This is a genomic window from Streptomyces sp. NPDC091682 (assembly GCF_044756625.1).
Lineage (GTDB): Bacteria > Actinomycetota > Actinomycetes > Streptomycetales > Streptomycetaceae > Streptomyces.
Genome location: NZ_JBIVTH010000016.1, coordinates 196,816 through 208,977, shown reverse-complemented (window position 1 = coordinate 208,977; position 12,162 = coordinate 196,816). Strand labels below are relative to the sequence as shown.

The window sequence follows — 12,162 nt, the reverse complement described above, 5'->3', positions numbered from 1 at the left end:
GCACCTGGACGCTCACCACGGCCACCGCATAAGCGAGAGGGCCTCCCGGCCTACGGCCGGACGGCCCTCCAACAAGATCTTCACGAGTCTTCTAGGCAGGTGTCGAAGTACGCGACCTGCTCGGTGTGGTGGATGTCCTCCAGTCCGCCGTAGCGCTTCTTCCTGCCGGTCAGCGCGTTGACGAACTCCCGAGCGCCGGTTCCGTGCCACGCCGTGGTTGCCTGTCGGATGCTCCAGGATGGTTCGGATGTCGTCCAGCCCATGGAGTTCAGCGTGTGGACGAGATCAATGAGACCGCCTTCGTCCAGACGGCGGACCGGGAGGTCCAAGGTGACCCCGTTGCCGCTGGCGATCACCCAGTCGACATCGGGCAGTTCATGGACGAAGACGAGTTCACCGAAGCTGTCGTCGGCGGTGACGTACGGCAGCGGCTCCAGGGTGTCCCCAAGCAGGGAGACGCTGGCTGCCGGCAGATCGTTGATCGGTCGGCGCTTGGTCTTCCTCGTGGTGTCCAGGCCAAGGTGGACACGACCGTGGGCGACAAGCTCCGCCTGCTTTGCCTTCAACAGGTTGGCGAGCGATTCTGGTGAACGGAGGAGCTGCAACAATTCCTTCTCACCGATGAGCAGTATGGGCTGTCGCCCTCGGAACTCGACGACCTGCTGGATGACGGATTCCGTGAAGCCCGCGATGCTGATGATCACACCGATAGTGGCGGGGCCGGCTCTCTCCACGCGGGCCCGCACGCTGTCGAAGGTGTTGACGTCAACGGGCGCCTGTTCCCATTTGGCCTCGATCACGTACCAGGCGTCGCCGTAGCCCGCGACTAGATCGGTTTGCCTTGGTCGTGCAGCGCCGGCATTTCGCTGGACGCGGAAGTGCGCGTTCTGGAACAGCCGCTCCAACAACTCCTCGAGCTTCCGGCCACGTCGATGCGCGTCCGAAGTGGACTGGAGTCGCTTGAACTCCGATACCAGCAAGGACTCCCACCCCATTGGGGTACCTCCCCATCGCCTTGGCCAGCCCACCGCAAGTAACCGCGTGCCGGCCACAACGACGCGGCATCGCTCCGGATGCTACGTCCCGGCACTGACACACGTTCAGGTCAGTGACTCCAGCAAGTCCGTGGCCGCCGTCCGGGCCAGCGCGGTCAACGGGGAGGTCGGAACATACCGCCAAGGCGTGCCATCGCCACCCGGTGAGCGAGCTCCGAGGCGACCGCTGGGCGGTGGATCTCGGAGGCCCGCAAGACGAGTGCATCCCCCGGCCAGGGCTTGATACGACGCCAGCCGTACGCAGGGGTATTGCGCGTACCGACCCCCCGTTGTCGGACCCCGCTGACACCATTGGCTCCCGGGGTTCAAGTTTGACCTGGAGGGGGCTCACATGCAGAAGGCAGTGCCGGCCGAGGTCCTACGCAAGGCCATCGTGGCGGAGCTGGTCGAATTCTCGGAGCACGTACCGGCGAGGCTCTCGGCGTTGTGCCGTCGCGTGGGCCTGGAGTCCCCGGCGGGCGTCTACCCCGAGGACGGGCTGGACGAGTACACGTGGGCCTGTACGGACGCGGTGGAGAACACGCAGGACTTGATCAACCTGGCTCAGCGCGTCGTGACGCAGGTCGGCAGCGAGGCGCTTGACAAGATGCTACGGACGCTGGGGGTTCGCGGCCGCAATGGAGAGTTCCAGAACCTAATCTTCGCGGGGGTCGGGGAGAAGCCGAAGATCGTGCTGACCGATGCGACCGAGAACCGCATCAAGCTCACGACCAACGCTCACTTGTGGCTGGTGTACGACCGGCCGCTGCTGTCGTCGGGGCTGAGCTGGCAGGCGCTGATCGACTGGTGGCGAGAGGAGCGGCCGGACATCACGGCCGGGTTAAACGATCTCAAGGTTGGGTTCCAGTTGCGGATGCGGCTGGCGCGGTCCCTGCCGCAGGAGTCGCCCCCGCAGAAGCTGTTCTTCGACGCGTACTACGAGCGCGTGGGACGCCTTCACCCGGAGGCCGGATTCGAGCAGCCGGCTCTGCTCCCCGAGGTCCACCTGCACTACGACCCTTACTCCCAGAAGGACCCCGCCAACCCGAAGGACCTGGAGCGGCAGCGCATGGACTTCCTCATGCTGCTGCCGAACGGCGAGCGGGTCGTGATCGAGGTCGATGGGGTGCAGCACTACAGCGAGAAGCATGAGCTGGCTGGACGGGAGAGGAACATCGCGTCGCCCAAGGTGTACGGGGCCATGATGGCTGCGGACCGGGACCTGAACCTGGACGGCTACCGCCTGTTCCGGTTCGGGGGTGCGGAGCTGCGGAAGGAGCGGCCGGAAGAAGCAAAGGCCATGGTGAACGACTTCTTCGACCGCCTGCTCCCCGCGCCCAAGTAGCCCCCGACGGTGGCGATCCGGAGATCCTGTACCTGAGCGCCTCCGACATCACCGCGACTGCGGAAAGGGTGGCGCCGCGGCACTGCTGGGCGATACATAGCGCACGATCCCCGGTTTCCGAAACGGTGGATCGTGCGGAAGATGGACTACTCCACCGCCACGTCCTCGCCTCCCACCGAAAGGCCCGATACCGAAACCCCGAACCGACCGCCGGGTCCGCCGGCCTATGCCGCCGCGTCGTAGGACAGCCGGAACAGCTCCATCGCCCGCTCGAGATCCTTGTCCGAGCGCAGCTGGACCTCCAGGTCGCCGGTGCCGTGATGCCCAAGCCCCGTCACGTCCCTGGTGAACCCCGGCACAAGATCGACAGCTGTAGGCGCCACCTTGAGGTATGCGAGGAGCTTGTCCTGCCGGGAGGTGACACAAGCGAGGTTGCGCAGCCGCTGGTACGCGTCGTACTGCTTGCGCTCGATCTTCGCCACGTCCTCGCCCAGCCCCAGCAGCGCCTCGTCCACGGCTGCCGCCAGTTCCGTGATCGCTTCGCACGCACGCCGAACGGGCACGGACGCGTCGGCGCGTCGGCGCCAAAGGCGCGACGGCACTTTGCCCTGCGCAGCCACTGAGGCGACGGTCTCCAACCCGATGTGATGCTGCCCGTACAGCCGATAGCGGACCAGGTCGATCGAGCGGCGATGCTCCCGCACGGCATGCAGGTCGTAGCGGGTGAAGTCGCCGGCGATGCAGATCAGCCGGGGCACGCTCCACAGAACCTGAGACGCTGCCGTCTCCCCGAGGCGCTCGCGGACCAGCGCTTGGAACTCGGTGCGGTGGTCCATCAGCCATGCCACGTAGAACAGCCCTTGCGACAGCACACCGGGGTCGGTGGATCGCTTGTACTCGACGATCACCGGAGCACCGTTCTCGTCGAGCCCCAGAGAGTCGATGCGCCCACCGTGGACAGGGCCGGTGCTGTATTCGGAGGCGAGGAATCGGACCCCGAGCATCGCCTCCATCGCCCCCTCGACCAGGCCCTGCACATCGGCCTCAGCCTCAGCCAATCGCGGCAGGACTTCGGTCACGCCGTCTTTCGTGGAGAACAGTTTCAGGCTCGACACCCCCTTGTCGTACATGCCGAGGGGTAACACCCGCAGGTTCAGGGATATTTCCGCCAGCCGGGGCCATCCGGGGATCGGACTCTCCGGGCCGGACTCCATCGGGGCAGTACTCACGCTCGAACGCTCTGAAGTCCAGCGAGCCCCAGGCCGCCCCTTCCGGAGTTCCCGTAGCCGATCTTCCCGTTCACCGCGCCGAGATGCCCCAGCCCTCCCCTCCGCCCATCCGTTCGGCCGAGCCACCGCGATGCCGATCGTGAGCAGGGCAGCTCAATGACGCACGAGGATCCCGGACGACCACCACCCCGCCAAGCCGAGCGCCCATAACTGATCAGCGCTGTTGCGTGCGGGTCCCGAAGGCCGTGACAGCGGCAGTGGTGGAGAGGATGGCCAGCAGCGCGAACAGCGCGGGGTAGCCGCCGAGGGGTCCGGCCAGGACTGCGCCGGCGAAGGGGGCGATGGCGGCGGCTGCGTGGGCTGGTGCACCGAGGAGGCCGGAAAGTCGGCCGTAGTGAATGGTGCCCCAGCGGTCGGTGACGGCTGTGGCCTGGAGGAGGGTGAGGTTTCCTCGGATCACCCCGGCGAGGACGGACACAGCAACGAGTAGAGCGTACGGGCCGGCCACGACGGCGAGCGCGGCGGTGGTGATGGCACCCAATGCGATCAGGGTGACGGTGCGGGCGGTGACACCTAGGCGGCGGGCGAGGGTCGCGTACAGGGTGCGCCGAGGGTCTGGCCCGCGCCACCGAGGCCGAGGACCCATGCGGCTTGGGTGGTGGTGTAGCCACGCGCCGTGCTGCCCGCCCTCTGCGTCACCCAGATCACCAGCTGGGGCGCCGCTCCGGCTAGGAACCATCCGGCGAAGAAGGCAGGCAGGTTGGGAGCTGCGGCGATCACCAGCAGGCCCAGGGCGCCCAGGACTGAGCCTGCGGTCATGACCAGGCGGGGGCCGCGGTGGTCCAGGACGCGGCCTACGTAGATCCCCGCTACGGCGGAGACGACGAGGGCAGCGGAAAACGCCGCGGTGGTCGCCCCCGCGCTCCAGCCGGTGTCGGCGGTGCGACATCGTCGTGGTCGGCGGCGGCGACACCGCCATGGAGGAAGCCACCTTCCTCACCCGCTTCGCCAAGTCCGTCACCGTCGTCCACCGCCGCTCCACCCTGCGCGCCTCCAAGGTCATGCAGAACCGGGCCTTCACCGACGACAAGATCTCCTTCGCCTTCGACAGCGAAATCGCCGAGATCAAGGAGACGGACGGCATGCTCTCCGGGGTCGTCCTCCGAGACACCTTCACGGGCAAGCTCCGCGACCTGGACGTCACCGGCCTGTTCATCGCGATCGGGCACGACCCGCGCACCGAACTCTTCACCGGACAGGTCGACCTCGACGACGAGGGCTACATCCAGGTCGCCTCGCCCTCGACCCGAACGAACATCCCCGGCGTCTTCGCGGCCGGCGATGTCGTCGACCACACCTACCGCCAGGCCATCACCGCAGCCGGCTCCGGCTGCGCGGCGGCCCTCGACGCCGAGCGCTACCTCGCCGCCCTGAGCGACGACAGAGCCAACATCCACGTGGCGCAGGTCAACGCCTGACTGATCGGCCCCCCACCCCAGGTGGGGGGTCGGCGCAGAACTCACTCAGTCCGTGCAGCCTGATCAGGACTCGTCCTCGGCGCGGTGGGTGTGCTCAGGTCCGGGGTGGGCTACGCCTGGGACGAGGGGATTGTCGTAGTCAAGTTCGATCTTGCCGAAGGCTGCGCCGGGGGTGGGCGCCGAGTCGTTGTCAGCGATGATCAGCTGGACCTGCGAGTCGTGGACCTCGGCGAGTGTTTGAAAGCGCTGGTAGGTCCGATGCCCGCGCGCCTGGTCGTCCAAGTTGCTCCCGGACGCCTTTCGAGGCGAGTCGATGATCAGCAGCGACGGCACCCGGACATCTGGGTGTGTGATGCCGAACTCCAGCAGGGAGAGGCTGTACGCGACGTTGATGCAGGTCACGATGCCCCCGCCGTCTGCCTGAAGGCTCTCGAATGAGACGTTGTCCACGACAGGCAGATAGGACGACGGGTCGATGGTCGCGGACTGGATCCATGGTGCGGGGCGCAGCTGGGAGATCATCGTGTTGAAGTCTCGGCCTAGGTCGCTCACGAGGGTTTGTCGCGCCGCGAGTTCGGCTGTGCGGGCCTTCTTTTCAGCGGTTGCGCGGGTTCGCTGTTCCTTGATGGCTCGGACGTCTCGTGCGATCGCGTGTGCACGCGTCCAGGAGTCTCGTAGCTGGGTTACGGAGTCGATGGCTGCTCTGAGCGAGGCCGCGCGGGCGCTGGCGTCTGCGATGGCGTCGAAGCGGGGTGCCACGAGGTCGCGGGTCTGTGCGTCGAGTTGACGGCGCAGGCTGTGGGCGAGGAAGTCGGTTTGCTGGGCTCGTTGTTGTGCGGCTTCCAGGACACCGCTATCGGCTTCGAGTACGGCTCGGGCGTCCTGGAGCTGAAGGTCAAGTGTCCTTCGGGTCTGCGCGATAGCGGCGGGATCGACGTCTTGGTCGTGTGGGTCGTCCTGCAGGCAGACCACGCAGTGGTCCTCGGGAACGGGGCGGGTGCTGAGGCGCTGCATACAACGTGGGCAGACAACGAAGTCGAAGGGTGACAGCTTCTCAATGGCGGTGGTTGAGCGGTCGAGTCGGGACAGGTCGAGCTCGACCTGGGCGACGACCGCGGCACGGGCCTCCACGAGCTCTTGTGCCGCAAGGACGTCCTGCTCGGCGTCGCGGGCACTGTCCAGTGCCGCACGCAGGTCTTGGCGAAGGACGGCGTCGGCGGCGGTGCTCTCCTCCAGTTCGTGGCGCAGGGATGCCAGCGCTGCATCTGCTCGCTGCAGCATGTCCCGCAGACTGGTGAGCTCGGCCCGCAGTTGGTCCTCGGTGCGGGGATCAGTCGCATTGAGGAAGTCCTTGACGTTCTCGTACTCGTCCGTCTTCTTGCGGAGCTCCTCCTTGAGCTCGCCCAGCTTCCGGCTGAGTTCCAGCACGGTGCTGTCGGTAAGCGCGAACATCAGCTTGAAGAGGGCGGTGCGTTTGGTCTTGAACCAGGTGTCGAGGTGTCCCACGACTTCGCGGTCGATGTTGCGGGCTTCCCGGTACACGTAGGCGAAGAGGTCGGTGAAGGTGAGGTCCCGCGTTGTGGCTTTGCCGTCGCGGCTGGAGGGGATCGTCTCGCGAGGGAAGTCGAGCGCCGCCAGAAGGTAGTCCGACAAGGGTGGCAGGTCGCCGTCCGCTTGTACGGCGTAGGTGTTGAGAGTGGCCAGGGTCCCTGGGTCCAGGACATCGACCTGGCCGGAGCGGGCGTCGTTGACGGTCCTCTTGAGGATCACGTGCTGCTCGCCGATGAAGACCTCGGCGCGGGCAGAGATGACGTGATCGCGGACGGCCGGGGTCAGTACGGCTTTGCCACCCACCACATGCTTGAGCAGCATCAGGAGGCTGGACTTGCCGGTGCCGCTGGGACCGCTGACGACGGTGGCCGGCCCGTCGAAGCGGTAGGTCTTCTCGGCGTCGGCGGTGGTGACGGTGAGGGAGCGGAAGCGAAGGTGGACTGCCATTTCAGATCTCCGTCCGCCAGGGCCTGTCGACCGCGTCCGGTAGACGGTCGTAGATGAGGGTCTTCAGGGTCGTACCTGACTTGTTGAAGTGCTTCTTGAGAAGAGTGATGCGTTTCGCCACCACGGACCACTCGTCCGTTTCTGCCAGCATTGCCGCGGCGACCGCGCCGGACGCTGTGATGCGGAACTCGGCCCGGTCAGTCCCGCTGTAGGTGATCAGGTCGCGGGCAGCCAGGGATCCCAGGACGGTGTAGTAGCGGTGGTCCCAGGGTCCGTACTTGTAGCGGGTCATGCGGCTCTCGACGGATAGGCGTTCAGCGGAGGTGGGTTGGGCTCCGTCGGGCCACGGGATTCCGTCCTCGGCCAGGAGGCGCTCCAGCATGGCCGGGTAGCGCAGCAGGAAGTCGAGCTTGGCAAGTTTGGTTAGACCTTCCAGGCCCTTCTTCGCTCCGGTGAAACGGTCGATCAGCAGCAGCACGCGGGCCTCGTGATAGTGAGCCTCATACTGCTCCTGTCGACGGGCCCGGTCTCTGAGGCGCGTGGTCGCCACCAGACGGTCGCCGGCGCTTGTCACGACGCCTCTTCCTCGGAGGGGTCGAACACGTCGGAGAAGTAGAAGTCGCAGTCGTCGCAGAGCTGGTAGGCCAAGCCCCGCAGATGACGCCCGTTGACGGGAAACGGAAGCCCGGCACCGAGTAGGTCTGGTGTCAGGAGCCGCGTCATCAGCTGGTTCATGCGGCGCCCGTAGGGTGCACCTTCGGGCGATTGCTCTTCGGCCTGCTCGCGGCAGGCGAAGACGGTGTCCAAGACCTCGTAGCTCGCGTTGGCCAGCTCCGTGGTGTCTCCCGCCAATCCCGACCGGTGCTGGGACCAGGCGACATACCAGGCTGATCGAAGGCGCTCGGCGTGGGCAGCCTCATCCGCCGGAATACGCCCGCGGGCCATCTTCTTGCGCAGGTTGCCCCCACCCGGAGCGACGATCGGCAGCTGGCCGCGGGCGAAGGTGGGCACTATGGAACGGCTGGAGACGAACGTGTCGAGGACCGTGGCCTTGGTCAGCCGGCGCCTCGCGATGCGCTGCTGGATCTGCACGCTGTGCAGGACCCTCGTCGGGTCGGCGATGTAGACAGCGAGCTGTCCGCGATCGCTCTCGTCGCGGTTCGACTGCTCGATTCGCTCGATCAGTGCGCGATAGGTGGCTTCAACATCCACATGGTCCCGCTGCAGGGCCGCGATCGCAGGAATGAGGAGACTCTGGAGATTGACGTCCGTGATGTGCCGGCGGGACGGCAGTTCATCGTCGATATGCAGCGCGGCGAAGAAGAGCTTCACCAAGTCGGTGAAACCGTCCGGGATGGCGATGTCGGCGAGTCGCGAAACCTGGGGGACTTCGGGGATGGTGGCGTAGGGCTGCTTCCATCGAACTTTCAAGAGGTACTGGGCGACGGCGCTGGCCATGTCGTCTATCCCAGAAGTGATACGCGGGTCGGGCCCGCACATCGCTTTCAGGGTGGTAGCGCCCCCCTTGCCTGTTGTGAGGCCGGCGTTCGTGGCAAGACGAAGCCGGACGTTGCTCAGGCCGTCGCACGCACGCCATCGGTCGAAGAGGTGCGCTAGCCCTCCGTCCTTGCACAGATCCGCCACGTTCCAGGGGTTCCGCCGCTTTCCGCGGTGCTTCACTGATACGAGTTCAACCGAACCGCCGGCGTACGAGACCACGAAGTCCTCGTGCCACTCGCAGACCACCGATTCGACAGAATCCTGTGTCAGCAGCGCAACGCAGATCTGGGCGGCGACCTCTGCCTGATACCGGTAGTTGCCCAGGGTGTCCGACCCGATGTCCTCCGCGGGTGCCACGCGGAAGATCGGGTGCACGAACTCCTCGTCAGACTCTGCGTCCTCTGCCGCCTCAGCCTCAATTGCCACTGCGCACCCCCCACTCCGCCGTTGGAGCTACGCCCCCAGGGCCGACGACGGAAGATCACCACAATTACCACAGCACCCATGCGCTCCGTAACCGGTCGACCACATTCGAGGCGCGCGGAAGAACGTGGGGCCTTCGCCTCGTTCGACGTCGGTGCACGGGAGTCCGGCTCCCCTGATCTTGGAACGACCGCACGTCGAGGCTGCGTGGCCTACGGCTGGGCGGCTTCCCCCTGGCCCGTCCGGTCCCGATCGCCCCCAATCTCTCTCGCTACAACCGAGACATGAACTGGGTGGGCGCCGCCGCACCAAGATCCGGACCTTTTCCGGACCAGGACCCGCCGAAGGGACGCTCCAACCGTTGTTTTTCCTGGTCAGCGTGCGTGCAGCCGCTGTACCACCAGGAGACGAAGAATCTGCTGGCACCGGCGATCCCTCGGCCAAACCGTCGGTCGGCATCCGGCGGGTGAAGTCGCCAACGACACGGTTCAGCCTGGGCGCGCTTCACAACACCTGATCAAGATGGACTACGGCCAGCTACCTACGTGCCGCTGTGCGCGTCATGCGCTCCCTGCCACGCCGCGGCTCATTAGGCCATCCTGGTGACATGGCGACCCTCCCGAAGGCTCCATGCCCCTCTTGCTTCGTACCCCACGCCTTGCTGCCTACCAAACGGATCGGCTACGGATCGGTCAAGGACCACAAGATCGAGCCCCGGGCATTGGTGCTGTGTCCCGGCAGTATGGTCCACGTCGCTTACGCCGAGGCGCGAGCGTGGCAGCTCGAGTTCGAGCGCGCACAGCAGGACGCAGCGGCGCCGACCGCGGTGGAAGAGATGCTCTTCGAGGAATGATCCCGTGAGTTCCCGAGAGGCGTCGCCGCCTGGCATTGCCGGTCCTGGGCGTCGCGTTGCTGGTGCCGTTGTGGTTCATGAAGGCCGAGTACTGCTCGTACGGCGACGGGTTGCAGAGGGCCAACTCTTATGGCAGTTCCCGGCGGGAAAAGTCGAACCGGGTGAGTCCTTCGAGGAGGCCGCGTCCGCGAGACAAAGGAGGAGGCCGGCCTGGACGTGGCCGCCGTTCGCCAGCTGGGGGAGCGCATTCATCCGATCACCGGTCGGCAAGTGTCGTACACCGTCTGCGAGGTAGTCCGCGGGACCGCGCATGTGGCGGACGCTGATGAAATCACTGAGATCTCGTGGGTGACCCTGTCCGAGATCCCGCGATACATCCCGTACGGACTCTTCAAGCCGGTCCAGCGCTACCTGGACGTGGCCCTTCGACCCTGACCGCGACTACCAGGACGCGATCCGCTGCTGTTTGACTACGCACGAACGTCCGAGATCTTGAACTGCATCCTGGCGTTGCGACCAGCATCGAACGGCGGGGGGTGAGCCCAGGTGTGGTTCGGAGGGCAACCCGCTAAGGAAGAACCTCGTCCCACAGGTGCCAGGCGGAGCGCCGCACCAGAATCACGACCGTCAACGTCAAGGCCTGCTATAAGCCACTCAATGGGCCAGCGCTCGCCGACCTCGGGGGCCTGGACAGGCGAGGGCATTGTCACTTGTGTACAAGATCCACCACGCACACGTCATCGAGAAATTGCACGCCCCGGCCGGATCCGAGGCCACGATCGCAGGAGCCGACGCCGCAGCGCCGGCCACCACTGCCCTTCGGGGCAAGGGGACCTGACCAACCGGCGGTCAGATCTACGATCGCCTCCTCGACCGCGCTGGTCGGCTTCGGCCTCGACTCGGTCATCGAGGTCTCCTCCGCAGCTGCGGTCGCCTGGCAGTTCTCCGCCCGTGAGCACGAGGTACGCGAGGCCAGGGAGAAGACAGCGCTGCGGATCATCGCCGTCTCCTTCTTCGCGCTCGCCGTCTACGTCGGCGTCGACTCCGTGCGCGCTCTGACCGGCACGGGTGAGGCCGAGCACTCCCTTACCGGTGTCGTCCTGGCCGCCGTGTCCCTCGCTGTGATGCCGTTCCTGTCGGCCGCCCAACGCCGTGCCGGCCGCGAACTCGGCTCCGCGTCCGCTGTCGCGGACTCCAAGCAGACCCTCCTGTGCACGTATCTGTCGGCGGTCCTGCTGGCCGGACTGCTGGCCAACATGCTCCTCGGATGGGCCTGGGCCGACCCGATCGCCGCCCTGGTGATCGCCACCGTAGCCGTCAAGGAAGGCCGTGACGCCTGGCGCGGCGAGTCCTGCTGCGGCCCCATGCCTGTCGGCGACGCGATCAAACCTGGCGAGACCGGGGCCAACTGCGCGTGCCCGCCCGGCTGCGACTGCTGCTGACAGCGCACGCGGTCAGCTGAGCACGTCGATCGCATACCGAAAGCCCCGTTCCCCGTTCGACACGTGCTCGCCTCCTCACGGCGATGGCGTCACCCGGCTCACGGAGTCAGCTCCCGCGGGTCCAGCGGCATTCTCCAGAAGTTGCGTCGACGGACGGCATCGAGCTCGCTCTGGAGTGGAGATGGGGGCACAACGAGAACAGGGCAGGCTGCGTGCGCGAGGCAGTAGCGGGCCACCGAGGGGCGGACGAGGCGGCGCACCGCAGCGCGTGATCCCGTGCCGACGACGAGGAGGTCGTCCACGTCGCGGGCAGCGTCCACGAGGGCCGCGCCCGGGGTCCCCCGTACCGTGAGGCCGGCGAGAGTGACACCGGGCTTTACGGCACCGAACGCCGTATCGAGGACCTCACGGAGTCTTTCGACAGCCGCGGCGCGGCATGTCGCCAGGGCGCAGGGCTCGAGGCCGTTGCGGCTTCCGAGTTCACCACCCGGTGACTGCCATGCAAGAACGACCCGCAGCTCCGCGTCGCGCACGCGGGCCTCTCCGGCCGCCCGGTGCAGGGCGGACAGACTCCCCGGCGTTCCCGTCACACCGACCACGACTCTTCGCACGGCCTCTTCCCTCTCTGCTTCGTCCACCAGTCCCCATAGAAGAGCCGGAGTGGAGGATGAGGCGATGTTGCTGATGGCCTTCTAACGCGGGGATCCGAAACCATGACGGGTTTTTGATGCCCGTGGCGCCGGCCGTCAGTGATCCGTAAGAACATGGCCGGTCGCCGTATGGGTCCCGTTACGAGGTGGCCACAGGTGCAGGGGTGCGGGGATAGCTTCGATGACGCGCCCCGGCCCGCCTCCCCGCAG

Annotated in this window: 9 protein-coding genes and 3 pseudogenes; 5 read left to right on the top strand and 7 right to left on the bottom strand. The window is 66.5% G+C overall.

What is annotated here, in order from left to right; genetic code table 11:
- Nucleotides 1–80 precede the first annotated feature (80 nt).
- Nucleotides 81–980 (bottom strand): restriction endonuclease, encoded by a 900-nt coding sequence (locus ACIQK6_RS31825; protein ID WP_402696118.1) that lies wholly within the window; start codon nt 978–980, stop codon nt 81–83.
- Between the two features lie 406 nt (nt 981–1,386).
- Here ACIQK6_RS31825 and ACIQK6_RS31820 point away from each other — a divergent pair, with 406 nt between their 5' ends.
- Complete coding sequence (locus tag ACIQK6_RS31820) at nt 1,387–2,379, top strand: hypothetical protein (RefSeq protein ID WP_402696117.1); 993 nt, start codon at nt 1,387–1,389, stop codon at nt 2,377–2,379.
- A 224-nt stretch (nt 2,380–2,603) separates the two neighbouring features.
- On the opposite strand, the gene ACIQK6_RS31815 is transcribed toward ACIQK6_RS31820, so the two are convergent.
- On the bottom strand, nt 2,604–3,494 hold the full coding sequence (locus ACIQK6_RS31815) for a transporter (protein WP_402696122.1): 891 nt from the start codon (nt 3,492–3,494) through the stop codon (nt 2,604–2,606).
- 328 nt (nt 3,495–3,822) lie between these two features.
- Nucleotides 3,823–4,550 (bottom strand): annotated as a pseudogene (locus tag ACIQK6_RS31810) (MFS transporter); the annotation flags it as partial.
- A 2-nt stretch (nt 4,551–4,552) separates the two neighbouring features.
- On the opposite strand from ACIQK6_RS31810, the pseudogene ACIQK6_RS31805 reads away from it, so the two are divergent.
- A pseudogene (locus ACIQK6_RS31805) lies at nt 4,553–5,086 on the top strand (NAD(P)/FAD-dependent oxidoreductase); the annotation flags it as partial.
- A gap of 63 nt (nt 5,087–5,149) precedes the next feature.
- Here the strand turns inward: ACIQK6_RS31805 and ACIQK6_RS31800 are convergent.
- From ACIQK6_RS31800 to ACIQK6_RS31790, 3 genes are read right to left on the bottom strand one after another with little or no spacing between them, the layout of a single operon-like run.
- Nucleotides 5,150–7,084, bottom strand: coding sequence for a hypothetical protein (locus ACIQK6_RS31800; protein ID WP_402696115.1), 1,935 nt, complete (start codon nt 7,082–7,084; stop codon nt 5,150–5,152).
- 1 nt (nt 7,085) lies between these two features.
- Nucleotides 7,086–7,658, bottom strand: coding sequence for a hypothetical protein (locus tag ACIQK6_RS31795; RefSeq protein WP_053628804.1), 573 nt, complete (start codon nt 7,656–7,658; stop codon nt 7,086–7,088).
- On the bottom strand, nt 7,655–9,010 hold the full coding sequence (locus ACIQK6_RS31790; RefSeq protein WP_402696113.1) for a dsDNA nuclease domain-containing protein: 1,356 nt from the start codon (nt 9,008–9,010) through the stop codon (nt 7,655–7,657). Before ACIQK6_RS31790 ends, ACIQK6_RS31795 begins: the two co-directional genes overlap by 4 nt.
- Nucleotides 9,011–9,614: 604 nt before the next feature.
- Here ACIQK6_RS31790 and ACIQK6_RS31785 point away from each other — a divergent pair.
- From ACIQK6_RS31785 to ACIQK6_RS31775, 3 genes and pseudogenes are all read left to right on the top strand, one after another.
- Nucleotides 9,615–9,860 (top strand): hypothetical protein, encoded by a 246-nt coding sequence (locus ACIQK6_RS31785; RefSeq protein WP_359944793.1) that lies wholly within the window; start codon nt 9,615–9,617, stop codon nt 9,858–9,860.
- A gap of 34 nt (nt 9,861–9,894) precedes the next feature.
- A pseudogene (locus tag ACIQK6_RS31780) lies at nt 9,895–10,295 on the top strand (NUDIX hydrolase).
- A 275-nt stretch (nt 10,296–10,570) separates the two neighbouring features.
- Nucleotides 10,571–11,302 (top strand): cation diffusion facilitator family transporter, encoded by a 732-nt coding sequence (locus tag ACIQK6_RS31775; protein ID WP_402696111.1) that lies wholly within the window; start codon nt 10,571–10,573, stop codon nt 11,300–11,302.
- Between the two features lie 98 nt (nt 11,303–11,400).
- Here ACIQK6_RS31775 and ACIQK6_RS31770 read toward each other — a convergent pair whose 3' ends face one another.
- Nucleotides 11,401–11,913, bottom strand: a complete 513-nt coding sequence (locus ACIQK6_RS31770; RefSeq protein WP_399913384.1) for a universal stress protein — start codon at nt 11,911–11,913, stop codon at nt 11,401–11,403.
- Nucleotides 11,914–12,162 lie beyond the last annotated feature (249 nt).

Bases quoted from the DNA above. Each gene is read 5' to 3' on its own strand.
- ACIQK6_RS31820 (WP_402696117.1), top strand. From the start codon at position 1,387: ATGCAGAAGGCAGTGCCGGCCGAGGTCCTACGCAAGGCCATCGTGGCG.
- ACIQK6_RS31800 (WP_402696115.1), bottom strand. From the start codon at position 7,084: ATGGCAGTCCACCTTCGCTTCCGCTCCCTCACCGTCACCACCGCCGAC.
- ACIQK6_RS31785 (WP_359944793.1), top strand. From the start codon at position 9,615: ATGGCGACCCTCCCGAAGGCTCCATGCCCCTCTTGCTTCGTACCCCAC.